Genomic DNA, 24,777 nt, shown 5'->3' on the forward strand with positions numbered 1-24,777 from the left:
TTAGCGCTTCTCTGTTCTGGAAGTGCTCATGCCTGCGCTGAATCACCCTCGCCTCCACACTGAAACCCTCGCCAACGGCCTGCGGGTGACGCTGCGTCATGCTCCTGATTTGAAGCGCTGCGGGGCCGCGTTGCGGGTCTCTGCCGGCAGTCACGACGTGCCACTGGCCTGGCCGGGGCTGGCGCACTTTCTTGAGCATCTGCTGTTCCTGGGTACAGAGCGTTTTCCCGCAGAGCAAGGGCTGATGGCCTACGTACAAGGTCATGGCGGGCAGGTGAATGCGCGAACCAGCGAACGTACGACAGATTTCTTTTTCGAGCTGCCGCCTCAGGCGTTTAGGGATGGGCTGGAGCGTCTGTCAGACATGCTCGCTCATCCGCGTATGAATCCGGACGATCAGCGGCGGGAACGGGAAGTGCTGCACGCCGAATTTGTCGCCTGGTCGCGGGATGCGTCGGCCCAACAGCAGTTTGCGCTGTTCGATGGACTCTCGGCGGCTCATCCGTTGCGGGCGTTTCATGCGGGAAACCGTTACAGCCTGCCGGTGCCGCAGCCCGAATTTCAGCAAGCGTTGAAGGATTTCTATCAGCAGTTTTATCAGACCGGACAGATGACGCTGAGCCTGGTCGGGCCACAGGGTCTCGATGAATTGAAGGGGATGGCTCAAGCGTTTGCCGCTGCTATTACCCCCGGCGAAAAAGTCTCTCAGACAAATCCCACCCTGTTGATGGATTCTTCAGACAATAGTTATCAACAGGCTGGAGAACGTCGGCTGGATCTGCTGTTCGCCTTCGAAGCGCTGCCCGACTCATCGCTCGAAGCGCTGGCGTTCCTGTGCCACTGGCTGAACGCCGAAAAACCCGGTGGCCTTTCGGCGCAGCTGCGAGAGCATGGGCTGGCGGACAATCTGAAAGCCGCGCCGCTCTATCACTACGCTGGCCAAGCCTTGCTGCACATCGAATTCACCCGGCCCGCCAACACTACGCAACCGGACAACGTGATCCGCGAACGGCTTCTGGATTGGCTGGGCTTTTTTGCCTCTCATCAGGATTGGGCCGAATTGCGCGAAGAATATGCGGCTCTGCTGCAGCGCCAACAGCAAGTCAGCAGCGCCTTGAAACTGGCCCGACGAGACAGCGAACAGCTTGAATCCGGGTTATCGGAACAGGGCGTTGTCGCCCTCAAGGCAATTCTCAAACAAATCGGCGCTGTGGATAACTTCACCGGCCAGTGGCAACTGCCGACCCCTAACCCGTTTTTGCGCGCCGAGACTCCAGCCTCGAATACCGGATTGATTCGCGGCCAGACCAGCGCTCATCGCGGCCTGCGGACTTTTGCCCAGGATCGCTCACGCAGTCGCCGCGAACGATCGCCGATGCAGTTCAGTCAGGCATTGCCGGATAACACGGATGAAGGTGCGGTTTATCTGCGCTGGCACCTGGAGTTCGCACCTCACAGCCGCCTTCAGTCGAATCTGGAAAACTGCCTGCGGATGCTGCGCGAAGATGCACGTCAGGCCGGTGTCGACTTTTCCTTCAGCGTTTCGGGCAATGAATGGCTGCTGAAAATGACGGGCCTGCAGGAACCGATGCCGACTGTCCTAGAACATGCGCTGAAAGAACTGACAAAACCTGATGCCGATTTCTCACAGGAAGAGCCGGCGGCCGTTGCATTGATGCCGATTCGACAATTGCTCAAGGCACTGCCCGATCTATGCCTTGAGCACACCGTAATCTCAAATGACCTGCAGCAACTCTGGTCGAGCGCACGCTGGGATGGCCTGGCGACAGGCCTGTCTGCCCAGACACAAGCGGCGATGGGGCTTGCCTTGAGTCGTATTCCCGGCACTGCGGACAGTCAACTGACGCAGCCTCCGTCGATTCGCTCGCAGCATCTGTGGAACTCCGTCGCCACCGAATCCAGCGAACATGCGCTGTTACTCTTTTGTCCGACGGCAACCCATGACATCGCCGATGAAGCCGCCTGGCGATTGCTCGCGCACGTGTGCCAGACGCCGTTCTACCAGCGCCTGCGGGTGGAGCTGCAACTTGGGTATGTCGTTTTCAGCGGACTACGCCAGATAAACGGTCAGACCGGGCTGCTGTTTGGCGTGCAATCACCGAGCGTCGCGCCTCTGGATTTGCTGGAACACATCGAACAGTTCCTCAGCGAATTGGAAGGGATGATCGAAAGCATCGATGACACGACCTTCATCGCTCAGCGCCAAGCCCTGGCCGATCAATTCGACAGCACCGCCCTGCCCAACGCCCAGGCCGCCGAGCTGCTCTGGCAAGGCAAACTGGCCGGCCACTCGTCGGATTACCTGAAACATCTGCCTCAGGCGATTCTGATGATCGACCGTGAAGCCTTGCTGGCGGCGGCACAACGACTGAATCGGGCCGACGGTGGATGGCGCTGTCTGGCCAACGGACCGTGCCCCACTACGCTTTGGCAAGTGGCAAAATGATCATTACCGGTGCTGCAATTAGCTTTCTCAAAGATTCGTGGCCAATCGCTCTGTAATTTTGAGTAACATAGCCGCCTAACTATCTGAACATCTCCAGCTGGAGGTGGACTATATGTATAGGTCTCGACTGTCCCATCCACCTGAAGGAGCGCTTCTATGTCCTGGTCCAAACCTGCTTACACCGACCTGCGTATCGGCTTCGAAGTCACCATGTACTTCGCAAGCCGCTAAGCTCTGCCGTCTGGTAGAGAATGCAGTGCTACGCCTCGGCTCGCCGGGGCGTTTTTATTTTCAGCTTTCAATGATGGAGCGGCCATGTTTGTCCAGATTCTAGGTTCCGCCGCCGGCGGCGGTTTCCCCCAGTGGAACTGCAACTGCGTGAACTGCGCAGGTTTTCGCGACGGCAGCCTGCGGGCCGAGGCGCGCACCCAGTCGTCCATCGCGATTTCCGATGACGGCGTGAACTGGGTGCTGTGCAATGCTTCGCCGGACATCCGCGCCCAGCTCCAGAACTTCGCGCCGATGCAGCCAGGTCGCGCGCTGCGTGACACCGGCATCAGCGCAATCATCCTGATGGACAGCCAGATCGATCACACGACTGGCCTGCTCAGTCTGCGCGAAGGCTGCCCGCATCAGGTCTGGTGCACCGACATGGTCCACGAAGACCTGAGCACCGGTTTCCCGCTGTTCACCATGCTGACTCACTGGAACGGCGGGTTGAACTGGAACCGCATAGAACTCGATCAGAGCTTCACCGTCCCGGCCTGCCCGAACCTGCGCTTCACCCCGCTGCCCCTGCGTAGCGCCGCCCCACCGTACTCGCCGCATCGCTTCGACCCGCATCCGGGCGACAACATCGGTCTGATCGTCGAAGACCTGGGCACCGGCGGCAAACTGTTCTATGCACCGGGCCTGGGCAAGGTCGACGCTGCGCTGATGAAGATCATGGCCAGCAGCGATTGCCTGTTGGTGGATGGCACGATGTGGGACGACGACGAAATGCAACGCCGCGGTGTGGGCACGCGCACTGGCCGGGAGATGGGCCACTTGGCGCAGAACGGCCCCGGCGGCATGCTCGAAGTGCTGGAGCAACTGCCCAAGCAGCGCAAAGTGCTTATCCACATCAACAACACCAACCCGATTCTCGACGAGGATTCGCCGGAGCGTGCGGAGTTGGTTCGGCGCGAGGTTGAAGTGGCGTATGACGGCATGAGTATTGTGTTGTAGCGGATGACCCCATCGCGGGCAAGCCACGCTCCTACAGAGATAGCGCTATCCCCTGTAGGAGCGTGGCTTGCCCGCGAAGGCGTCAGACCAGACACCAAAGAATCCACCGGTTGTTCCCGGAGAACCGCAATGACTGACACCGCAATGTCCCCCGCCGAATTCGAAGCGGCCCTGCGCGCCAAGGGCGCCTACTACCATATCTATCACCCGTATCACGTGGCGATGTATGAAGGCCGGGCAACCCGCGAGCAGATTCAGGGTTGGGTCGCCAATCGCTTTTATTATCAGGTGAGCATCCCGCTCAAGGACGCCGCTATCCTGGCCAACTGCCCGGACCGCGAGATTCGTCGCGAATGGATTCAGCGCCTGCTGGACCATGACGGCGCCCCCGGAGAAGAGGGCGGCATCGAAGCATGGCTGCGTCTCGGACAAGCGGTCGGCCTCGACCCGGATCAACTGCGTTCTCAGGAATTGGTGCTGCCTGGCGTGCGGTTCGCCGTGGATGCCTACGTCAACTTCGCCCGCCGGGGCCGTTGGCAAGAAGCCGCCAGCAGTTCGCTGACCGAGTTGTTCGCGCCGCAAATCCACCAATCACGCCTCGACAGTTGGCCGCAGCATTACCCGTGGATCGACCCGGCCGGTTACGAATATTTCCGCACGCGTCTGGGCCAAGCGCGCCGGGATGTGGAGCATGGTCTGGCGATCACTTTGCAGCATTACACTACGCGGGATGGCCAGGAGCGCATGCTGGAAATTCTCCAGTTCAAACTGGACATTCTTTGGAGCATGCTCGATGCCATGAGCATGGCCTACGAACTGAACCGCCCGCCCTACCACAGCGTGACCGAACAGCAGGTCTGGCATAAAGGGATCACCGTATGAGTTTCGATCGCAGCAAAACCCCGACATGGCGCACCGGCTATCGCTTCCAGTACGAACCGGCGCAAAAAGGCCATGTGCTGCTCTACCCGGAAGGCATGATCAAACTCAACGACAGCGCTGCGCTGATTGGCGGTTTGATTGATGGTCAGCGCGATGTCGCGGCGATCATCGCCGAACTGGGCGCGCAGTTTCCCGACGTGCCTGAGCTCGGTGATGACATCGAGCAGTTCATGGAGGTTGCCCGTGCTCAGCACTGGATCGAACTTGCCTGATTCCGTGTCAGACAAGTTACCGCCCAAGCCTGAAATCGGCCTCCCACTGTGGTTGCTGGCCGAGCTGACCTATCGCTGCCCGCTGCAATGTCCATATTGCTCCAACCCGCTGGATTTCGCCGAACAAGGCAAAGAACTGACCACCGAGCAGTGGATCAAGGTATTCCGCGAAGCGCGGGAGATGGGCGCGGCGCAGCTGGGTTTTTCCGGCGGTGAGCCGCTGGTGCGCCAAGACCTCACCGAACTGATCGCCGAGGCGCGCAAACTGGGCTTCTATACCAACCTGATCACTTCCGGCATCGGCCTCACCGAGCAGAAAATCAGCGACTTCAAGAAGGCTGGCCTGGACCACATCCAGATCAGTTTCCAGGCCAGCGACGAGCAAGTGAATAATCTGCTGGCCGGCTCAAAAAAGGCCTTCGCGCAAAAGCTCGAAATGGCTCGCGCGGTGAAGGCTCACGGCTACCCGATGGTGCTGAACTTCGTCACCCATCGGCACAACATCGACAAGATCGACCGGATCATCGAGCTGTGCATCGCCCTTGAAGCGGACTTCGTCGAACTCGCGACGTGCCAGTTCTACGGCTGGGCCCAGCTCAATCGGGTTGGCCTGTTGCCGACCAAAGAACAATTGGTTCGCGCCGAACGCATCACCAACGAATACCGCGCAAAACTTGCAGCCGAAGGGCATCCGTGCAAGCTGATTTTCGTTACGCCGGACTATTACGAAGAACGCCCGAAAGCCTGTATGAATGGCTGGGGCAGTATTTTTCTGACGGTCACACCGGACGGAACTGCCTTGCCCTGTCATGGTGCCCGACAGATGCCAGTGCAATTCCCTAACGTGCGCGACCACAGCATGCAGCACATCTGGTACGACTCGTTCGGTTTCAACCGCTTTCGCGGTTACGACTGGATGCCCGAGCCGTGCCGTTCCTGCGACGAGAAAGAAAAGGACTTCGGCGGCTGCCGCTGTCAGGCGTTCATGCTCACGGGTGATGCGAGCAACGCCGACCCGGTGTGCAGCAAGTCGGAACATCACGGCGTGATTCTCAAGGCCCGCGAAGAAGCCGAACACGCGACCCAAACCATCGAACAACTGGCCTTCCGCAATGAACGAAACTCACGCCTCATCGCTAAAAGCTGAACCCTTAAGCGCCGCCAAGGCTGTCGCGGCCGGCATCGACTTCGCCGAGTTGCAAATCGGCAAGCATGGCCTGTTCTGGAACGAATACCGCCCCGAGGACGCCGCCTGCCGGATCTGGCAGTGGCGCGACGGCCAGGCTCATTGCCTGACGCCGCCCACCTTCAGTGTGCGCAGCCGGGTGTACGAATATGGCGGCGGCGCGTTTTGTCTGACCGATGACGGGCTTGTTTTCGTCAACGAGGCCGATCAGCAGTTGTATCGGCAATCGCTGACGGGGGAGGCGCCAGAGGTGCTGACTTCAAGTGAATGCCGCTACGGCGATTTGCACTTCGCCAACGGGCAAGTGCTGGCGGTAGAAGAGAACCGCGATCGACATCGCCTGGTGGCTATCGATCTGGCTGGCGGCCAACGTCATCTGCTGGCCGAAGGTGCCGATTTCTACGCTGCACCGACCGTGAGTCCTGACGGTCAGCGTCTGGCCTGGATCGAATGGAACCGTCCGGATCAGCCCTGGACCGCCACTCGCCTGATGGTTGCCGAACGCCAGAGCGATCGCTGTTTTGCGCAGCCGCACTGTGTGGCAGGCGATGGCGCTCAGGAGTCACTGCAACAGCCTCGATTCGATGACAGCGGCCGTCTGTTTTGTCTGACGGATCGCGGCGGCTTCTGGCAGCCGTGGATGGAGTCGAGCGACGGTCTGAGCCCACTCCCAAGCGCTGCCGCCGACCATGGACCGGCGCCTTGGCAACTGGGTGGTTGCACCTGGTTGCCGTTGGGCGAAGACACTTATCTGGCGAGTTGGACCGAAGGTGGTTTTGGTCGAATGGGGCTTTGCCATGGCAATGGCTCCTGTGACGATTTCACGGGCGACTACAGCCGCTTCCGCCATCTCGCACAGGATGAACAGTTCATCTACTGCATCGCCGCTTCGCCGGTCAGTTCGTCGGCAATCATTGCCATCGACCGTGAAACACGCCAGGTCAACGTTCTGGCCGGCGGTATCGCACCGCTGCCCGCCGAACAAATCAGCCGCCCGCAAACCCTGCGCTATCCGAGCGGTTCAGGCGAGGCCCACGGTTTCTTCTACCCGGCGATGACCGGTGACACGAAAGCGCCGTTGGTGGTGTTCATTCACGGCGGCCCGACTTCGGCCTGCTACCCGATGTTCGACCCGCGAATCCAGTATTGGGCGCAGCGCGGCTTCGCCGTGGCCGACCTCAACTACCGAGGCAGCAGCGGCTATGGCCGCGCTTATCGCCAGGCGCTGCATTTGAGTTGGGGCGATGTGGATGTGGAAGATGCCTGTGCGGCGGTGGCCTACCTCGCCGATCGGGGGCTGATCGACGGCAACAAGGCGTTTATCCGTGGAGGCAGCGCCGGTGGCTACACCACGTTGTGCGCACTGGCCTTTCACAAGGTCTTTCGTGCGGGCGCCAGCCTGTATGGCGTCAGCGATCCCGTTGCGCTGGGCCGCACCACCCACAAGTTCGAAGGCGATTATCTGGATTGGTTGATTGGCGCCCCGGTGCAGGACGCTGAACGCTACGCCGCACGCACGCCATTGCTGCACGCGAACAACATCAGCGTTCCGGTAATTTTCTTTCAGGGTGAACTGGACGCCGTGGTCGTGCCGCAACAGACCCGCGACATGGTCACTGCGCTACAGGACAACGGGATTCTGGTCGAAGCGCATTACTACGCCGACGAACGCCATGGCTTTCGCAAGGCCGGCAATCAGGCCCATGCACTGGAGCAGGAGTGGTTGTTTTATCAAAGGGTGATGGACTTGGCGGACTGAAGTCTGCGCTCAGTGCAGCTATTTGCGGCGGCCCATTCGCGAGCAAGCTTGCTCCCACATTCGACCGAGTTCTTTCAGGAAGAATGCGATTAATGTGGGAGCGGGCTTGCTCGCGAAAGCGGTCTATCTGACGCAGCGAATGTCAGCGCTTGGCGATGATGTACACCGCATGCACGATCCCCGGAATGTAACCGCACAACGTCAGCAGAATATTCAGCCAGAATGCTCCAGCGAAACCGACTTGCAGAAACACACCCAGTGGCGGCAACAGAATGGCGATGATGATTCGAATAAAGTCCATGGGGTAGCTCCTGATTGACGTAGGCTCTTGTGAACCCTACAGCTAATCGACCCGCAGCGTTCTTCAGGGTTCAGTTGTAGATCGAGTCGCAGCCTCAGCAGCTCAGTGACACTGGACGGGTTGAGCTGAGCACTTTTTTCCAGGCAAAAGAAAACCCCGCCGAAGCGGGGCTTTGCAGACTGTTTCCCTGACATCCATTTCACTCCGCCATCCTGGCAGAATCCTACGTGTCCGTGTTGTTGCTTTGCGCTTCCTGCGCGACGTCCATGTGAAGTAGATTAGCTCTGGATCCAATCTTCGCCTATGGGAAAACAGCAGCACGTTATGTAAGAGAATGCTTACATAACGTTAAAGGGTCAGAATTGTCCTGCGTCCAGCAGGAACAGCGATTCGCTACCGGCCTTTACCGACGCGCTCAACGAGTGAATACGCGGCAGCAGACGTGCGAAATAGAACCGCGCCGTACCGAGTTTGCTCGCGTAGAAATCGTCCTGTGCTTCTTTACCGAAGGCTGCCTTGGCCATCAGTGCCCACATGTAGGCGTAGGCCATGTAACCGAATGCTTGCAGATACTCGACCGACGCCGCGCCAATCTCGTTCGGGTTGTTTTTCGCCCGGTCCAGCAACCACGCAGTCAGTTCGTCGAGGGTACCCACCGCATCATTCAGCGGCTGGGTGAACTCCGCCAGGTCAGCATTGGCTGTCCCGATGAAATGACGAATCTCGTCAGCGAACAGATTGTAGAACGCCCCGCCGCTACCAACGATCTTACGCCCTACAAGGTCCAGCGCCTGAATACCGTTGGTGCCTTCGTAGATCTGAGTAATCCGTACATCACGAACCAGTTGCTCCTGGCCCCACTCACGAATGTAGCCGTGACCGCCAAAAACCTGCTGGCCGTGAACCGTGGTTTCCAGACCCAAGTCGGTCAGGAAGGCCTTGGCCACCGGCGTCAGCAGTGCAACCAGGTCTTCTGCGCGTTTGCGGGTGGTGGCGTCTTCGCTGAATTTGGCGGTGTCCAGCTGCATCGCCACGTAAGTGGAGAAGGCACGGCCGCCTTCGTTCGAGGCTTTCATGGTCAGCAGCATGCGTCGCACGTCCGGGTGGACGATGATCGGGTCAGCCACTTTGTCCTTGTTCTGCGCGCCGGTCGGCGAGCGGCTTTGCAGACGGTCGCGAGCGTATTCGATAGCGTTCTGGTAGGAGCGCTCGCCAGTGGCCAGGCCTTGGATGCCGACGCCCAGACGCTCGTAGTTCATCATGGTGAACATCGCCGCCAGGCCTTTGTTCGGCTCGCCGACCAGGTAACCCACGGCTTCGTCGAAGTTCATCACGCAGGTCGCGGATGCCTGGATGCCCATCTTGTGTTCGATCGAACCGCAATTCGCCGGGTTACGCGCGCCCAGGCTGCTATCGGCATTGACCATGAACTTCGGCACCAGGAACAGCGAAATGCCTTTCGGCCCCGCTGGCGCGTCAGGCAGTTTGGCCAATACCAGGTGGATGATGTTCTCGGTCAGGTCGTGCTCACCGCCGGTGATGAAGATTTTGGTGCCGCTGACTTTGTAGGAACCATCGGCCTGAGGCTCGGCCTTGGTGCGGATAATTCCCAGGTCAGTACCGGCGTGCGGCTCGGTCAGGCACATGGAGCCGGCCCAGATCCCGGCGTACATGTTTGGCAGGTACGCCGCTTTCAGCTCTTCGCTGGCGTGGGCGTTGATCGACAGACAAGCGCCGGCGGTCAGCATCGGGTACAGACCGAACGACAGGCTCGCGGAGTTGACCATTTCTTCGACCTGCGCCGAAACCGCCTTGGGCATGCCCATGCCGCCGTAGGTCGGATCACCACCGACACCCACCCAACCACCTTCGGCGTAAGTCTGATAAGCCTGTGGGAAACCGGCCGGGGTGGTGACGGCACCGTCAGCCCAGTGGCAACCTTCTTCGTCAGCTGCACGGCTCAGCGGCGCGATGCTTTTGCTGGTGACCTTGCCGGCTTCTTCGAGAATGGCTTCAACCGTTTCCGCATCGACGGTCTCGGCCAGCGCAGGCAGTTCGGCCCAGAGTTTGGCGACCTCGAAAACTTCATTGAGGACGAAGCGCATATCGCGCAGGGGCGCTTTGTAGTCAGCCATGGCAAACCTCGCAAGATCTAAACAGGTGGTTCGTAGAATAGTGATTTCGTTGTGTCCGAGTGTACCTCAACAACTTTTACGACACATAGGGTCAACTCATGACCGTTTTGTTATTTTTAGTCACCAGACTGGAATTATATTTGTTATCACAAAAAACCTGTGGCGAGGGAGCTTGCTCCCGCTTGAGTGCGCAGCACTCACCAATCGAGCAGACAGTCCGATTGGGGCCGCTGCGCAGCCCAGCGCGAGCAAGCTCGCTCGCCACAGATAGCCGATTTACAGCGCAAACAACTCCGCCGGCAGCTTCATCAGGCAATCGCTGCCCGCCTCGATGGCCGCCTGATGTGCGGCGGTACGTGGCAGCAAACGCTTGAAATAAAACTCGTTGGTCGCCAGTTTGCCCCGGCAGTAATCGGCATCGCCGCCGCCCGCCTCCAACTGCGCCTGAGCCACCAACGCCATGCGCAACCACAGATAGCCGAGGATGATGTAGCCGCTGTACATCAGGTAATCCACCGAAGCGGCACCCACTTCATCCGGATTTTTCATCGCCGCCATGCCGACCCTGGTGGTCAACTCGCCCCACTGCTGATTCAGACCATCGAGCTGCGCCACATAGCTGGCGAGTTGCGGATGTTCAGCGTTTGCCGCACAGAACTTGTGGACGATTTTGGTGAAGCCGCGCAGCAGTTTTCCCTGACTGCCAAGGACTTTTCGCCCAAGCAAGTCCAGCGCCTGAATGCCGTTGGTGCCTTCGTAGATCGGCGCGATCCGGCAGTCACGAACCAACTGCTCCATGCCCCACTCACGAATGAAACCGTGGCCACCAAACACCTGCATGCCGAGGTTGGTCACCTCTAGCCCGGTGTCGGTCATAAAGGCTTTGCAGATTGGCGTCAGGAATGCCAACAGGTCTTCAGCATCCTGACGCGCCGTTTCATCCGGGCTCAGATGCGCAACGTCCAGCAACTGCGCGGTGAAATAGGTCAACGCTCGGTTGCCTTCGTTGAAGGCCTTCATGGTCAGCAACATCCTGCGCACATCGGGATGAACAATGATCGGGTCAGCGACTTTTTCCGGTGCTTTCGGGCCGGTCAGCGAGCGCATTTGCAGGCGGTTGTTGGCGTATTTGATCGCGCCCTGGAAGCTCGCCTCACCCAGACACAAACCTTGCATACCGGTGCCTAGCCGCGCGTGGTTCATCATGGTGAACATACAGTTCAGGCCCTTGTTCGGCTCACCGATCAAGAAGCCCTTGGCGTCGTCGAAATTCAGCACGCAAGTGGCCGAGGCCTTGATGCCCATTTTGTGTTCGATCGAACCGCAGGAAACGCCATTGCGCTCGCCCGCCTCGCCCTCGGCATTGGGTAGGAATTTGGGAACGATAAACAGCGAAATGCCCTTGGTACCGGCGGGAGCGTCCGGCAGTTTGGCCAGCACCAGGTGAATGATGTTGTCACTCATGTCGTGCTCGCCGGCAGAGATGAAAATCTTGCTGCCGGAAATTGCATAACTGCCATCGGCCTGAGGCACGGCGCGGGTCTTGATGATGCCCAGATCGGTGCCGCAATGGGCTTCGGTCAGGCACATGGTGCCGGTCCAGTGGCCGGCAGTGAGCTTGCTCAGGTAGGTTTGTTTCTGCTCTTCGGTGCCATGGGCGTGGATCGCTGACATCGCACCGTGAGTCAGGCCGGGGTACATGCCCCAAGAGGTGTTGCTGGAGCCGACCATTTCACTGATGACCAAACCCAAAGAACTTGGCAAGCCTTGGCCGCCGTAAACCGGATCTGCCGCCAGACCATGCCAGCCGCCTTCAACATATTGCGCGAAAGCCTGCTTGAAACCTGTAGGCGTTGTGACCACGCCGTTGTCGAAATGGCAGCCTTCTTCGTCGCCGCTGCGGTTCAGCGGTGCGAGAACGTTCTCACAGAATTTCGCGCCTTCTTCGAGGATCGCATTGATCATGTCCGGGCTGGCATCGGTGGCGCCCAGCGCGGCGTAGTTGCTGTGAAAATCGAAGACGTGGTCGATCAGAAAGCGCATGTCGCGCAGGGGAGCTTTGTACTCGGGCATGGTCATTTCTCCGGCGGCAGATTGCTCAAACCTACTGCCGCGCACCACGCCTCACAATCACAGTCCAGACGCTGAATGCGCCATCATCACTCAACCCGCAGCGGCGTCCATGCGCACCGCGCCACGACGGTTCTGACCGAAAGCCATGACACAATTTCGCCCCGCGCCTTTGGCGCTGTAGAGCGCCTCGTCAGCGGATTTGAGCACTTGTTCAGGCGTGCGCTGCTCCAACCGCTCGGCGACGCCGATGCTGACGGTGACCGATACACTCGAGGCGCCCGAGCCTGCGCGGCGCTGGCGTCCTTGCTTGTCATCCTGGGGACGGTTGTCTTGATTGCGCAGCTGGATGTTGTAGGTGGCAATGGATTCGCGGATGACTTCCAGGTGCGGCATGCACTCTTCGAGGGTTTTGCCTGCGAACACCAGCGCAAATTCTTCACCGCCGTAGCGATATGCCCTACCGCCCCCGCTGATTTTCGACAACTTGCTGGCGACCAGTCGCAGCACTTGGTCGCCGACATCGTGGCCGTGGGTGTCGTTGAATTTCTTGAAGTGATCGACGTCGCCCATGGCCAGCACATAATTGCGCCCCAGCCGTTGCATGCGTTCGTTCAGGGCACGACGGCCCGGCAGACCGGTGAGCTCATCGCGGAAGGCCATTTGATAGGCCTCATGGGCAACCGCGGCGGCAATCATCAACATCACTTGGCTGCACATGATGTTCAGGGTGAATGGCAGGATGAAGGTTTTCGGCAACATCCAGAACAATCCCAACAGCCCCACCAATTGCGCAGCATGCAAGGGTCTTGGGTTACGCCAGTATTGCCAGGCCAGTAACAAGAATGAGGCAATGAATACCGGGTAGGACAACTGAATCAAGCTCATCCAGGCGCCATGCAAAGCAGGCCAGCGGATCTCCGAAAGCCACATCAGGAGCGCCTGTGGGTAACTTTGTTCCAGCCCCAGCGCCACGCTGCCGAACGCCAACAATACGGCGAAGCGCGCCACCATGTCCTGGAACAGGTGAGTACGCTCTTGCCAGGCGGCGAACAAGCCAAAGAGCAACGGCAACAACAGACAGCACAAATGGAAAACCACGGCGGCGTCTTCACGGACTTTGCCGTTGTCGCGGTAATAGTCGGTCTGGGTGTCGAGCAGGAAGTAGGCGATGTACACCGTGACCATCAGAAACAGTTCACGCTGACGTCGGTAAACCGCGCAATACGCCCCGCCGAGCAACAGCACCAGAGTAGGCAGAACGTTGAACAGCGAAGTGAAGAAGACGTTGAGATCCTTGACGTAGGCAGCCGCAAGCCCCGCAAGCAACAACAGCAGCGATGGCAAAAAATGACTGAAACGTACAGCGGAAGAACGCGGCAAGGGTAAAGCTCCGACCCGGCAAACAAAGATGGCATTGTGCCTGCATTTAGAGCAGCTAAGCACGTGCGATGTGACATGTGTCACATCGCCATCCTCTTTAACGGCAGCAATGGTGTTCTTCTTAGCGTTTTAGTCAGGAATATTTACACGCTCAGCCCGTTTGCGTCAGGCACAAAAAAGCCGCTGCTCCCGAGGAAGCAGCGGCTTTATGAAGGACAGCGTAGGGCTTAGTAACCCAGTGCGAAGTCTTCTTCTTTCATGTCCATCAGGTTGTGGGCGCCCGACAGCATGGTTACGACGTGAGTGCGGGTACGCGGCAGGATGCGCTGGAAGTAGAAGCGCGCAGTCTGCAGCTTGGCGGTGTAGAACGCCTCTTCAGTGGTACCAGCCGCCAGTTTCTCGGCAGCCAGACGCGCCATGTCAGCCCAGAAGTAGGCAAGGCACGCGTAACCGGAGTACATCAAGTAGTCCACCGACGCGGCGCCAACTTCTTCGCGGTCTTTCATGGCTGCCATACCGACCTTCATGGTCAACTCGCCCCACTCTTTGTTCAGCGCAGCCAATGGCTCGACGAACTCTTTGACCGCGTCGTTGCCTTCGTTGGTCTGGCAGAACTTGTGGACGATCTTGGTGAAGCCTTTGAGCGCTTCGCCTTGAGTCATCAGCACTTTACGGCCCAGCAGGTCGAGTGCCTGGATACCTGTGGTGCCTTCGTACAGCATCGAAATGCGGCTGTCGCGAACGTTCTGCTCCATGCCCCACTCGGCGATAAAGCCGTGGCCGCCGTAGATCTGTACGCCGTGGTTAGCGGATTCGAAACCGACTTCAGTCATGAAGGCTTTGGCGATCGGCGTCATGAAGGCCAGCAGTGCGTCGGCTTTCTTCTTCTCTTCTTCATCGACGCCGTACTTGACGATGTCGACTTGCTTGGCGGTGAAGTAAACCATCGCACGGTTGCCTTCGGCGAAAGCCTTCATGGTCAACAGCATGCGACGTACGTCAGGGTGAACGATGATCGGGTCAGCGGCTTTGTCGGGCGCTTTCGGGCCAGTCAGGGAGCGCATTTGCAGACGATCGCGAGCGTATTTCAGGCCGCCCTGGAAGCCGATCTCGGCGTGCGCCAGACCTTGCAACGCAGTCCCCAGACGTGCGGTGTTCATAAAGGTGAACATGCAGTTCAGGCCTTTGTTCGCCGGGCCAATCAGGTAACCAGTGGCCGCGTCGAAGTTCATCACGCAGGTGGCGTTACCATGGATGCCCATTTTGTGTTCCAGGGAACCGCAGGTCACAGCGTTACGTGCGCCGATCGAGCCGTCTGCGTTTGGCAGGAATTTCGGAACGATGAACAGCGAAATGCCTTTGGTGCCTGCCGGTGCATCCGGCAGACGTGCCAGAACGATGTGGACGATGTTGTCGGCCATGTCGTGTTCGCCGGCCGAGATGAAGATCTTGGTGCCGGAGACTTTGTAGGAACCGTCGGCCTGAGGCTCGGCCTTGGTGCGCAGCATGCCCAGATCGGTGCCGCAGTGCGGTTCGGTCAGACACATGGTGCCGGTCCATTCGCCGGAAACCAGCTTGGTCAGGTAAGCCTCTTGCTGCTCAGGCGTACCGTGTTCGGAAATGGTGTTCATCGCGCCATGGGACAGGCCTGGGTACATGCCCCACGACCAGTTGGCTTCGCCAACCATTTCGCTAACGGCAAGCCCCAGAGACTCTGGCAGGCCTTGGCCGCCGTGCTCTACGTCGTGAGCCAGGCTTGGCCAGCCGCCTTCAACGAATTGCTTGTAGGCTTCTTTGAAACCGGTCGGGGTTTTAACGCCGGACTCGCTCCAGGTGCAGCCTTCGGTGTCACCCACGCGGTTCAGCGGAGCCAGCACCTGCTCACAAAACTTGGCGCCTTCTTCGAGAATGGCGTCAACCATGTCTGGAGTTGCGTCTGCACAAGCCGGAAGGCTCTGATAGTGCGCTTCGTAGCCGAGCAGTTCGTCACGAACGAAGCGAATATCACGCAAGGGGGCCTTGTAGTCAGGCATAGCGATAAACCTCTGCTGATGTAACCGGGAATGAACGACCGCGTTGATTTGTTGTGGCGGTCAAACAGTTGTTTGAAACATACGTTTACGCCCAATTCTTGTCAAGCGCCGATCTTTTGCCGTTCGTCATCGCCCACGAAAACATCGGCCACGCTGTTGCGCAACGTCGTTGACTGAGCAACACGCCATGTAGGAGAGATTAGTTGAGGCAGAAGGACTTACGCAGAAAAACGCCGCGAACAGGCGCGGCGTGGGAGTAGCGGATTCAGCGAGGGATCAGGCGTAGGTATCGATCAGCGTACCGAGCATTTCATCGGATGCCTTGGCGACTTTGACGCCCAGCTCCACCTGGAATTTACCCTGAGCCATCTCGACCATGTTGCTGGTCAGATCCGATTGCTGGCTGCGGTCTACCGAACGCAGACGATCAACCTGAATCTCGGAGGATTGACTGGTGACCGAACGCTCGATGGTGTTGTTGGCGATCTGCCCCGAAGCCTGATCGACACGGTTCTGCCCTGTCTGAATAGTGCTCAGACCAGCATAAAAAGCGGTGTTTCCTGAGATTTCCATGGGGCAACTCGTCCGACAAAGGATCAACAGCGGCCATTGAACCAGACACGCCGACAAAAGGCCCGACAAAAACACTAATGGCACAGTGCCTTGTCATAGGTAAAACCCCAAGCCAACAAACTCAGTCCAGCAGATCCAGCTGCAGATGTTCGGCTACCGCATCGGCTGTCACCGACTTGAGTTTCGGCACCCGCCCCAGGCACGGCGCGGGAATGCGCTCGGCCAGCGTCGCGAGGTTCTCTTCCAGGCGCGAGGTCTTCGGATCGATGATGTTGGCCACCCACCCTGCCAACTGCAAACCATCCCGTGCGATCGCCTCGGCTGTCAGCAGTGCATGATTGATGCAACCCAGCCGTACGCCGACCACCAGGATTACCGGCAGACCCAGCGCCATTGCCAGGTCCGACAGATTGTCCTGATCCGCCAATGGCACTCGCCAGCCGCCAGCGCCTTCGATCAAGGTGAAGTCCGCCTGCATATCGAGAATCTGCCGCATCGGTGTCAACAGTGATTGCACGGTCAACGCCACGCCAGCCTCCCGCGCCGCCAGATGCGGTGCAATCGCCGGCTCGAACGCGACCGGATTGACCTGATCGTAGGTCAACGGTATCGAGCACTCGGCCAACAGCGCCAGTGCATCGGCGTTGCGCAAACCCTTGGGCGTCAGGTCGCAACCGGAGGCCACCGGTTTGCCCGCTGCCGTGCTCAAGCCCGCCAACCGCGCGGCATGCAGCAAACCTGCGGCGACGGTGGTCTTGCCGACATCGGTGTCAGTACCGGTGATGAAATAGGCTGCGCTCATAAGGGTTTCTCCAACACGGCGTAAACCACTTGATAAGTCGCCGGCAGTCCCTGTGCCTGACGATACTGCTCGTAAGCCTCGATCAGGCCGAGGATCCGCGCCCGGCCGGTCAAACCGCCCGGCCGACCGGGGTTCAGATTGTGCGCCCCAAGTGCCTTGAGCTCATGGGTCAGGCTGCGGACATCGGGGTAATGCAACACATGCGGTTGCGTTTCGAGGCTGACGACCTTCAAGCCGCTGCCCGCGCAAAGCTGTTGGTAAACACCGAACTCGCGGAAGCGGTTGACGTGCACCATGCCGTCCACCTGACGCCAGCTGTCGCGCAATTCGTACAGCGTGCCTGCACACAGACTAGCAAACGCGAAAATTCCGCCCGGCTTCAGTACCCGGTACGCTTCATTGAGCACCGAGGCGAAATCCGCGCACCATTGCACCGCCAGGCTGGAGAAGACCAGATCGCAGGTCGAGTCCTGCAACGGCAAGCGCTCCGCATCGCCTGCGATGTAATGAGTCGCGCCGCCCAAGGGACGGGCGTGATTGAGCATCCCTTCTGCGATGTCCAACGCCACGCCAGCGCTCGCAGGAAACCTCTGCGCCAAGGCTCGGCTGAAATACCCGGTGCCGCAGCCCATATCCATCCAACGAGCAGGAGCAAAATCTTCCGGCAACCGACGTAACAACTCGCTGCCCACGTCGCGCTGCAATTCGGCCACGCTGTCGTAGCTTGCCGCCGCACGGGAAAAGGATGCCGCCACCTGGCGCTTGTCGGGCAAGCCGCCGGGCAGGTTGGGAAGGGATAAATCAGTCATCACCGAACTCATGCAAAAAGGCCTGAATCGCCCCCGCCACACCGTGAGGGTCTTCCAGAAGAAACGCGTGACTGGCCTGTTCAATCAGACCGATTTCGACATCCGGCAGCAACGTCAGCAGGTCTTGCGCCGCTTCGGCCGGGACCAGCCCGTCGAGGCCGCCAAACAAGTGCAATTGCGGGCCGCGAAACGCTTGCAAGGCTTGCCGGGTATCCAATTGTGCGAGCAACTCCAGGCCGCTCATCAGCACCGGCGAAGACGTATGCGGTGCGCCAGCGAGCAACAGTCGCGACATCCCGCGCGGGTCTTCGGCACCTTGGGCGCACAACAGCGAAAAGCGTTTCAACGTCATGCGCGAGTCAGCCTTGCAGCCGGCCAGAAACGCATCGAAGGTTTCGCCGGGCATCGCGCTCGGCCACTGCTCATGGGCGACAAAAGAAGGGTTACTCGCCAGCGTCACCAAGCCACAGCAGCGGTCACCGCGTCGCGCCGCCAATTCGGACGCCAGCATGCCGCCCAATGACCAGCCACCGAGCCAGGCATCCTGTGGCAACGTCGAGTCCAACTCATCGAGCCATTCTTCAAGGTCGCTCGACTCCAGTTCCGGCAAGGGCTCGATCTCGACGCGCAGGTGCTCATCCAAACCCTGCAAGGCAGCCGCCAAGGGTTCCAGCGGCGAAATCCCGAGACCCCAACCCGGCAGCAGAATCAGACGATCACGCATGGCTTGGCTCCGGTCCCAGTTGTTGAAAACAATCGGCCAGTCCATTTAACAATAGCTGTACCTGCGCCTCGCTGTGAGCGGCGGTCAGGGTTACGCGCAAACGTGCGCTGCCTGCGGGCACAGTCGGTGGACGAATCGCAGTCACCATCAGTCCGCGTTCGCGCAGCATCTGCGACAGTCGAACCGCACGCCCGGCATCGCCGATCATGATCGGCTGGATCGGCGTGAAGCTGTCCATCAACTCCAGGCCAATCTGTTCGGCGCCTTGGCGGAACTGCCGAATCAGCGTCTGCAGATGCTCACGTCGCCAGTGTTCGCTGCGCAACAGCTCCAGGCTTTTCAGCGTCGCGCAGGCCAGCGCCGGCGGTTGGCTGGTGGTGTAGATGTATGGGCGAGCGAACTGGATCAGGCTTTCGATCAACTCTTCGCTGCCGGCGACAAAAGCACCGGCCGTACCGAAAGCCTTGCCGAGGGTACCAACCAACACCGGCACGTCTTCCTGGCTCAGACCGAAATGCTCGACGATCCCGCCGCCATGGGCACCCAGCGGACCAAAACCGTGAGCGTCATCGACCATCAGCCAAGCGCCTTTGGCCTTGGCTTCCCGCGCCAGCGCCGGCAGATCGGCGATGTCACCGTCCATGCTGAACACGCCATCGGTGACCACCAGCGTATTGCCGGTGGCCTTCTCAAGGCGCTTGGCCAGACTGGCCGCGTCGTTATGCAGATAGCGATTGAAACGCGCACCTGACAACAGCCCCGCATCCAGCAACGACGCATGATTGAGACGGTCTTCCAGCACCGTATCGCCCTGCCCGACCAGTGCGGTGACTGCGCCGAGGTTGGCCATGTAACCGGTGGTGAACAGCAACGCTCGCGGGCGGCCGGTGAACTCGGCGAGGGCTTCTTCCAGTGCGTGATGCGGGCCGCTGTGGCCGATCACCAGATGCGAAGCACCACCGCCCACGCCCCAACGCGACGCGCCGGCACGCCAGGCTTCAATCACTTGCGGATGATTGGCCAGGCCCAGGTAATCGTTGTTACAGAACGCCAGCAACGGCTGACCATCGACCACCACTTCCGGGCCCTGAGGGCTCTCGAGCAGCGGGCGCTGGCGATAAAGGTTTTCGGCACGACGGGCAGCAAGGCGTGCGCTGAGATCGAAAGACATGCAGGCCTCAAGTGTCAGATCACATATATCAGGATGGACACAGATCCTGTGGGAGCTGGCTTGCCTGCGATGACGGTGTCACATTCAACAAAGATGTCGAATGCTCCATCGCTATCGCGGGCAAGCCCGCTCCCACAGTGTTTTGCATTGCATCAAAAAAGTCGATTCCAGCTTCAGACCGCAGCGTTATAGAACTGCTCGCTGCTCTTCTGCTCCACCAGTGCCTGTTCGATGGCGGCCTGATGCACTTCGTCGGCGTGCTCTTCGCGCGCTTCCGGCAGGATGCCCAGACGCGAGAACAGTTGCATGTCCTTGTCCGCCTGCGGGTTGGCGGTGGTCAGCAGTTTCTCGCCGTAGAAAATCGAGTTGGCGCCGGCAAAGAACGCCAGGGCCTGCATCTGTTCGTTCATCGCTTCACGGCCGGCGGACAGGCGCACATGGGATTGCGGCATCAGGATGCGCGCGACGGCGAGCATGCGGATGAAGTCGAACGGGTCGACGTCGTCGGCGTTTTCCAGCGGCGTACCGGCGACTTTCACCAGCATGTTGATCGGCACCGACTCTGGATGCTCGGGCAGGTTGGCCAGCTGGATCAACAGGTTGGCGCGGTCGTCGAGGGATTCGCCCATACCGAGAATGCCGCCGGAGCAGATCTTCATCCCCGAATCACGCACATAAGCCAGGGTTTGCAGGCGCTCGCCGTAAGTACGGGTCGTGATGATGCTGCCGTAGAACTCAGGCGAGGTGTCGAGGTTGTGGTTGTAGTAATCCAGGCCGGCTTCGGCCAGGGCGACGGTCTGGTCCTGATCGAGACGACCGAGGGTCATGCAGGTTTCCAGGCCCATGGCTTTCACGCCTTTGACCATTTCCAACACGTACGGCATGTCTTTGGCCGACGGGTGTTTCCACGCCGCGCCCATGCAGAAACGGGTCGAACCGATGGCCTTGGCACGAGCGGCCTCTTCGAGGACCTTCTGCACTTCCATCAGTTTTTCTTTTTCCAGGCCAGTGTTGTAGTGGCCGGACTGCGGACAATATTTGCAATCTTCAGGGCACGCACCGGTCTTGATCGACAGCAGCGTCGACACCTGAACGCGGTTGGCGTCGAAATGCGCGCGGTGCACCGTCTGCGCCTGGAACAGCAGGTCGTTGAATGGCTGAACGAAGAGTGCTTTGACTTCGGCCAAAGACCAGTCATGACGCAGGGTTGCAGTGGTGCTGGCGCTCATGGGCGTTTCCTTGTTTATGCTTGGCAAGCGGCTCGGGAATGGAATACCCACAGACGCGACACGGATGTTCGGCATATTTAAGGAAGAGCGATGCGCTGTCAACCACGTTACGTAGGACCGGTTTACATCTGGTTAAACAATAACCAACACTGCTTACTTTGCAACGAAGCGACCGAGGATATCAGGCCAATCTGTATGGCCTGTGAAACTGACCTGCCTTGGCTTGGCGATCACTGCCAAACATGCGCCCTGCCCTTACCGGCGGCGGGCCTGACGTGTGGCCAATGTTTAAAGCTACCGCCGGCCTTCGAACGAGTCGCCGCACCCTGGACTTACAGCTTTCCTGTCGACAGTTTGATCACGCGCTTTAAGCACAGCGCGAAATGGCCATTTGGCCGCCTGCTCGCCGAACTTCTCGCTCAATTCCTGCAACATCGTTTCGATGAGGATCTGGACCGGCCCGATGCGCTGATACCGGTACCTCTGGCCACCAAACGTCTGCGCCAGCGAGGTTTCAACCAGGCGGCGATGCTCGCCCGCTGGCTCAGCGTCAGCCTCGACATTCCTTGTGATGAAACGCTGTTGCTGAGAATCCAGGACACCAGCGCGCAACAAAAGCTGAATGCCGACGAACGTAAAAAGAACCTGCGCCACGCCTTTGCCCTCGCGCCCGTGGCTTCGATCAAGGGCCGCCACCTCGCATTGGTCGATGACGTGCTAACAACCGGCGCCACCGCCCAGGCCCTGGCTCGCTTGTTGATGGATGCGGGGGCCGCGCGAGTCGATGTCTACTGCCTTGCCCGTACACCCAAACCTGGCGATGAGGGCTGACTTGACTCCCGCACCTCAAGCCGCCAACGTCCTATCCATCGTCACAGCCCAAAGCGTCTCGCCATGTCCTTGCCTACGTTGTTGTCCCAACACATTGTCCGTCGCCCGCAGCGCATCGCGTTGCTGCAACACATCGCCGAACAAGGCTCGATCACCCGCGCCGCGAAAAGCGCGGGCCTGAGTTACAAAGCGGCGTGGGATGCCATCGACGAGCTGAACAACCTCGCGCAGAAACCGCTGGTGGAGCGCAGCGTCGGCGGCAAGGGCGGCGGTGGCGCCAAACTGTCCAGCGAAGGCGAGCGCGTGTTGCGTCTGTATCAAAAGCTGCAAGCGTTGCAGGCCCAAGTGCTGGAAACCGCCGAGGAGGCCAGTGACTTGGACCTGCTCGGGCGCCTGATGCTCAGAACCAGCGCGCGCAATCAACTGCACGGCAAGGTCGTGGCGATCGATGCACAGGGACGCAACGACCGCATCCGTCTTGAACTGGCCGAAGGCTTGCGTATCGATGCGCAGATCACCCACGACAGCTCTCTGCGCCTGGAACTGCAAACCGGCACCGAAGTGGTGGCACTGATCAAGGCTGGCTGGCTGGAACTGCTGGGCATCGATCAAGCCGCGACGCCCGGCAACAACTGCCTGAAGGGCATGATCGAAGAAATCCTCGACGCCGATGACGGCCCCAGCGAAGTGCGTATCGGCCTGCCTAATGGCCAGACGCTTTGCGCCCTGGCCGAGCCTCTGCACTTGAAAACCCTCGAGCTTGCCGCTGATAAACCGGTGCTGGTGCAATTCGCACCGTCCAACATTCTGCTGGGTACACCGCTTTAGCCCAAGTGCATCGCAACCTCTGTAGCAGTGTGTTGTGGCGACTGCAACAAAACCTTCATCGATCACCATTAAGGTGACTGCAAAAACCCGCAGGGAGCCTGATGTGAGCTTATTAGAAGACAACCAACCCACCGACCTCGAAAAGATGGTTGGCCTCAGCCGTCGAGGCTTCATCAGCGCTGGTGCCCTCTGCGGTGCAGCGATGTTTCTCGGTGGCAATTTGCTGAGTCGCAGTGTGCTGGCCGCCAGCGTCAGCGCGGGCTCCAGCAAACTGTTGGGTTTCGACAGCATCGCCGCCGCCACGACCGACGCCATTACCCTGCCGCCGGGCTACAAATCTTCGGTTTTGATCAGTTGGGGGCAGCCGTTGCAAAAGAATGGCCCGGCTTTCGACCCGAGCGGTAACGGCACGGCCCAGGCGCAGGAAGTCCAATTCGGCGACAACAACGACGGCATGAGCCTGTTCGAATTTCCCGGCGACAAAGACCGGGCACTGATGGCGATCAACAACGAATACACCAACTACCGCTACCTCTACCCCCACGGCGGCACGCCGCAATCGGCAGAAGATGTGCGCAAGGCCCTGGCCTGTGAAGGCGTGTCGGTGATCGAAGTGCAGCGCAAGAATGGCCAATGGCAATTCGTCCAGGGCTCGCGCTACAACCGGCGCATTCACGGTAACGCGCCGATCAGCCTGAGCGGTCCGGCGGCCGGTCACGAGCTGATGAAAACCAGCGCCGACAAACACGGCAAGAACGTCCTCGGCACCTTCCAGAATTGCGCCAATGGCAAGACGCCGTGGGGCACTTACCTCACCTGCGAAGAGAACTTCACCGACTGCTTCGGCAGTAGCAATGCCGAGCAGAAATTCGATGCCGCGCAGAAACGCTACGGCGCGGTGGCGGCCAGTAAAGAAATCAACTGGCATCAACATGACCCGCGCTTCGATCTGGCGAAAAACCCCAACGAACTCAACCGCCACGGCTGGGTAGTGGAAATCGACCCGTTCGATCCGCAGTCGATGCCGGTCAAACGCACTGCGCTGGGCCGCTTCAAACATGAAAACGCCGCGCTGGCCGAAACCAATGACGGTCGCGCCGTGGTGTACATGGGCGACGATGAACGTGGCGAGTTCATCTATAAGTTCGTTAGCCGCGACAAGATCAACCACAAAAACCCCAAAGCCAACCGCGACCTGCTGGATCACGGCACCTTGTACGTGGCGCGTTTCGACGCGGGCGACGGCAACGCCGATCACCCGAAAGGCCAAGGCCAGTGGATCGAACTGACCCACGGCAAAAATGGCATCGATGCCAGCAGCGGCTTTGCCGATCAGGCCGAAGTGCTGATTCATGCACGTCTCGCAGCCAGCGTTGCGAGCGCGACGCGCATGGACCGTCCGGAATGGATCGTTGTCAGCCCCAAGGATGGCCAGGTTTATTGCACCCTGACCAACAACGCCAAACGCGGCGAAGAAGGCCAGCCGGTGGGCGGGCCAAACCCGCGCGAGAAAAACGTTTACGGTCAGATCCTGCGCTGGCGCACCGACCACGACGATCACGGCTCGAAAAGCTTTGCCTGGGATCTGTTTGTAGTCGCTGGCAACCCAGGCGTCCACGCCGGTACGCCAAAAGGTGGTTCATCGAATATCACCCCGCAGAACATGTTCAACAGCCCCGACGGCTTGGGCTTCGACAAAGCCGGACGCTTGTGGATTCTCACGGATGGCGATTCGAGCAACGCCGGTGACTTCGCGGGCATGGGCAATAACCAGATGCTCTGTGCTGACCCCGTGACGGGCGAGATCCGTCGCTTCATGGTCGGCCCGGTGGGCTGTGAGGTGACGGGGATCAGCTTCTCGCCGGATCAGAAAACCTTGTTTGTCGGGATTCAGCATCCGGGGGAAAACGGTGGGTCAACGTTCCCTGAGCATCTGCCTAACGGCAAGCCGCGGTCTTCGGTGATGGCGATTTCCCGCGAGGATGGCGGGATCGTCGGCGCCTGATAGGGCCATATCGCGGGCAAGCCCGCTCCCACAAGGATAGGCGCGATTTCAAAATTAGCGCATGACCTGTGGGAGCGGGCTTGCCCGCGA

21 protein-coding genes are annotated in these 24,777 nt (G+C 59.5%); 10 read left to right on the plus strand and 11 right to left on the minus strand.

Features of this window, described 5'->3' with window-relative positions; all coding sequences use genetic code 11:
• The first annotated feature begins 28 nt into the window (after nucleotides 1–28).
• The 7 genes from pqqF (at nucleotide 29) to AB3226_RS12015 (ending at nucleotide 7,793) form a co-directional block, all read left to right on the plus strand.
• Nucleotides 29–2,467 (plus strand): pyrroloquinoline quinone biosynthesis protein PqqF, encoded by a 2,439-nt coding sequence (gene pqqF, locus AB3226_RS11985; RefSeq protein ID WP_367373195.1) that lies wholly within the window; start codon nucleotides 29–31, stop codon nucleotides 2,465–2,467.
• Nucleotides 2,468–2,623: 156 nt separating this feature from the next.
• Entirely contained in the window at nucleotides 2,624–2,698 is a 75-nt protein-coding gene (gene pqqA / locus AB3226_RS11990) for a pyrroloquinoline quinone precursor peptide PqqA (RefSeq protein ID WP_009045898.1), read from the plus strand.
• Between the two features lie 84 nt (nucleotides 2,699–2,782).
• Nucleotides 2,783–3,694: a pyrroloquinoline quinone biosynthesis protein PqqB gene (gene pqqB / locus AB3226_RS11995; RefSeq protein WP_258617632.1), complete on the plus strand. Its 912-nt coding sequence runs from the start codon at nucleotides 2,783–2,785 to the stop codon at nucleotides 3,692–3,694.
• 129 nt (nucleotides 3,695–3,823) lie between these two features.
• Nucleotides 3,824–4,576, plus strand: coding sequence for a pyrroloquinoline-quinone synthase PqqC (gene pqqC / locus AB3226_RS12000; protein WP_367373196.1), 753 nt, complete (start codon nucleotides 3,824–3,826; stop codon nucleotides 4,574–4,576).
• Nucleotides 4,573–4,848, plus strand: coding sequence for a pyrroloquinoline quinone biosynthesis peptide chaperone PqqD (gene pqqD / locus AB3226_RS12005; protein WP_052967135.1), 276 nt, complete (start codon nucleotides 4,573–4,575; stop codon nucleotides 4,846–4,848). The genes pqqC and pqqD overlap by 4 nt, the downstream gene beginning before the upstream one ends.
• A complete protein-coding gene (gene pqqE / locus AB3226_RS12010; RefSeq protein WP_367373197.1) occupies nucleotides 4,820–5,995 on the plus strand; it encodes a pyrroloquinoline quinone biosynthesis protein PqqE in 1,176 nt (391 codons plus the stop codon). The genes pqqD and pqqE overlap by 29 nt, the downstream gene beginning before the upstream one ends.
• Nucleotides 5,961–7,793, plus strand: coding sequence for a prolyl oligopeptidase family serine peptidase (locus AB3226_RS12015; RefSeq protein ID WP_367373198.1), 1,833 nt, complete (start codon nucleotides 5,961–5,963; stop codon nucleotides 7,791–7,793). The genes pqqE and AB3226_RS12015 overlap by 35 nt, the downstream gene beginning before the upstream one ends.
• Before the next feature lie 142 nt (nucleotides 7,794–7,935).
• Here AB3226_RS12015 and AB3226_RS12020 read toward each other — a convergent pair whose 3' ends face one another.
• From AB3226_RS12020 to bioB, 11 genes are all read right to left on the minus strand, one after another.
• A complete protein-coding gene (locus AB3226_RS12020; protein WP_007904205.1) occupies nucleotides 7,936–8,094 on the minus strand; it encodes a YqaE/Pmp3 family membrane protein in 159 nt (52 codons plus the stop codon).
• A 356-nt stretch (nucleotides 8,095–8,450) separates the two neighbouring features.
• The gene (locus AB3226_RS12025) at nucleotides 8,451–10,229 is read right to left on the minus strand and encodes an acyl-CoA dehydrogenase C-terminal domain-containing protein (RefSeq protein ID WP_367373199.1); all 1,779 of its coding nucleotides are present in this window, start codon (nucleotides 10,227–10,229) and stop codon (nucleotides 8,451–8,453) included.
• Between the two features lie 276 nt (nucleotides 10,230–10,505).
• Complete coding sequence (locus AB3226_RS12030) at nucleotides 10,506–12,302, minus strand: acyl-CoA dehydrogenase C-terminal domain-containing protein (RefSeq protein WP_367373200.1); 1,797 nt, start codon at nucleotides 12,300–12,302, stop codon at nucleotides 10,506–10,508.
• A gap of 90 nt (nucleotides 12,303–12,392) precedes the next feature.
• Entirely contained in the window at nucleotides 12,393–13,682 is a 1,290-nt protein-coding gene (locus AB3226_RS12035) for a GGDEF domain-containing protein (RefSeq protein ID WP_367373201.1), read from the minus strand.
• 227 nt (nucleotides 13,683–13,909) lie between these two features.
• On the minus strand, nucleotides 13,910–15,715 hold the full coding sequence (locus tag AB3226_RS12040; RefSeq protein ID WP_367373202.1) for a phenylacyl-CoA dehydrogenase: 1,806 nt from the start codon (nucleotides 15,713–15,715) through the stop codon (nucleotides 13,910–13,912).
• Nucleotides 15,716–15,991: 276 nt separating this feature from the next.
• Entirely contained in the window at nucleotides 15,992–16,288 is a 297-nt protein-coding gene (locus tag AB3226_RS12045; RefSeq protein ID WP_367373203.1) for a pyrroloquinoline quinone biosynthesis protein PqqE, read from the minus strand.
• Nucleotides 16,289–16,409: 121 nt separating this feature from the next.
• Nucleotides 16,410–17,090, minus strand: a complete 681-nt coding sequence (gene bioD / locus AB3226_RS12050; protein WP_038981192.1) for a dethiobiotin synthase — start codon at nucleotides 17,088–17,090, stop codon at nucleotides 16,410–16,412.
• Entirely contained in the window at nucleotides 17,087–17,899 is an 813-nt protein-coding gene (gene bioC / locus AB3226_RS12055) for a malonyl-ACP O-methyltransferase BioC (RefSeq protein WP_367373204.1), read from the minus strand. The genes bioD and bioC overlap by 4 nt, the downstream gene beginning before the upstream one ends.
• Nucleotides 17,892–18,623, minus strand: coding sequence for an alpha/beta fold hydrolase (locus AB3226_RS12060; RefSeq protein ID WP_367373205.1), 732 nt, complete (start codon nucleotides 18,621–18,623; stop codon nucleotides 17,892–17,894). Before AB3226_RS12060 ends, bioC begins: the two co-directional genes overlap by 8 nt.
• On the minus strand, nucleotides 18,616–19,794 hold the full coding sequence (gene bioF / locus AB3226_RS12065) for an 8-amino-7-oxononanoate synthase (protein ID WP_367373206.1): 1,179 nt from the start codon (nucleotides 19,792–19,794) through the stop codon (nucleotides 18,616–18,618). Before bioF ends, AB3226_RS12060 begins: the two co-directional genes overlap by 8 nt.
• Nucleotides 19,795–19,967: 173 nt before the next feature.
• The gene (gene bioB / locus AB3226_RS12070) at nucleotides 19,968–21,023 is read right to left on the minus strand and encodes a biotin synthase BioB (RefSeq protein WP_367373207.1); all 1,056 of its coding nucleotides are present in this window, start codon (nucleotides 21,021–21,023) and stop codon (nucleotides 19,968–19,970) included.
• 90 nt (nucleotides 21,024–21,113) lie between these two features.
• On the opposite strand from bioB, the gene AB3226_RS12075 reads away from it, so the two are divergent.
• From AB3226_RS12075 to AB3226_RS12085, 3 genes are all read left to right on the plus strand, one after another.
• Nucleotides 21,114–21,854, plus strand: coding sequence for a ComF family protein (locus tag AB3226_RS12075; RefSeq protein ID WP_367373208.1), 741 nt, complete (start codon nucleotides 21,114–21,116; stop codon nucleotides 21,852–21,854).
• A 63-nt stretch (nucleotides 21,855–21,917) separates the two neighbouring features.
• The gene (locus tag AB3226_RS12080) at nucleotides 21,918–22,682 is read left to right on the plus strand and encodes a TOBE domain-containing protein (RefSeq protein WP_367373209.1); all 765 of its coding nucleotides are present in this window, start codon (nucleotides 21,918–21,920) and stop codon (nucleotides 22,680–22,682) included.
• Between the two features lie 103 nt (nucleotides 22,683–22,785).
• Nucleotides 22,786–24,687 (plus strand): PhoX family phosphatase, encoded by a 1,902-nt coding sequence (locus AB3226_RS12085; protein WP_367373210.1) that lies wholly within the window; start codon nucleotides 22,786–22,788, stop codon nucleotides 24,685–24,687.
• Nucleotides 24,688–24,777: the final 90 nt, after the last annotated feature.

Origin of the sequence: Pseudomonas lini, from assembly GCF_964063345.1 — a bacterium.
Classification (GTDB): domain Bacteria; phylum Pseudomonadota; class Gammaproteobacteria; order Pseudomonadales; family Pseudomonadaceae; genus Aquipseudomonas; species Aquipseudomonas lini_B.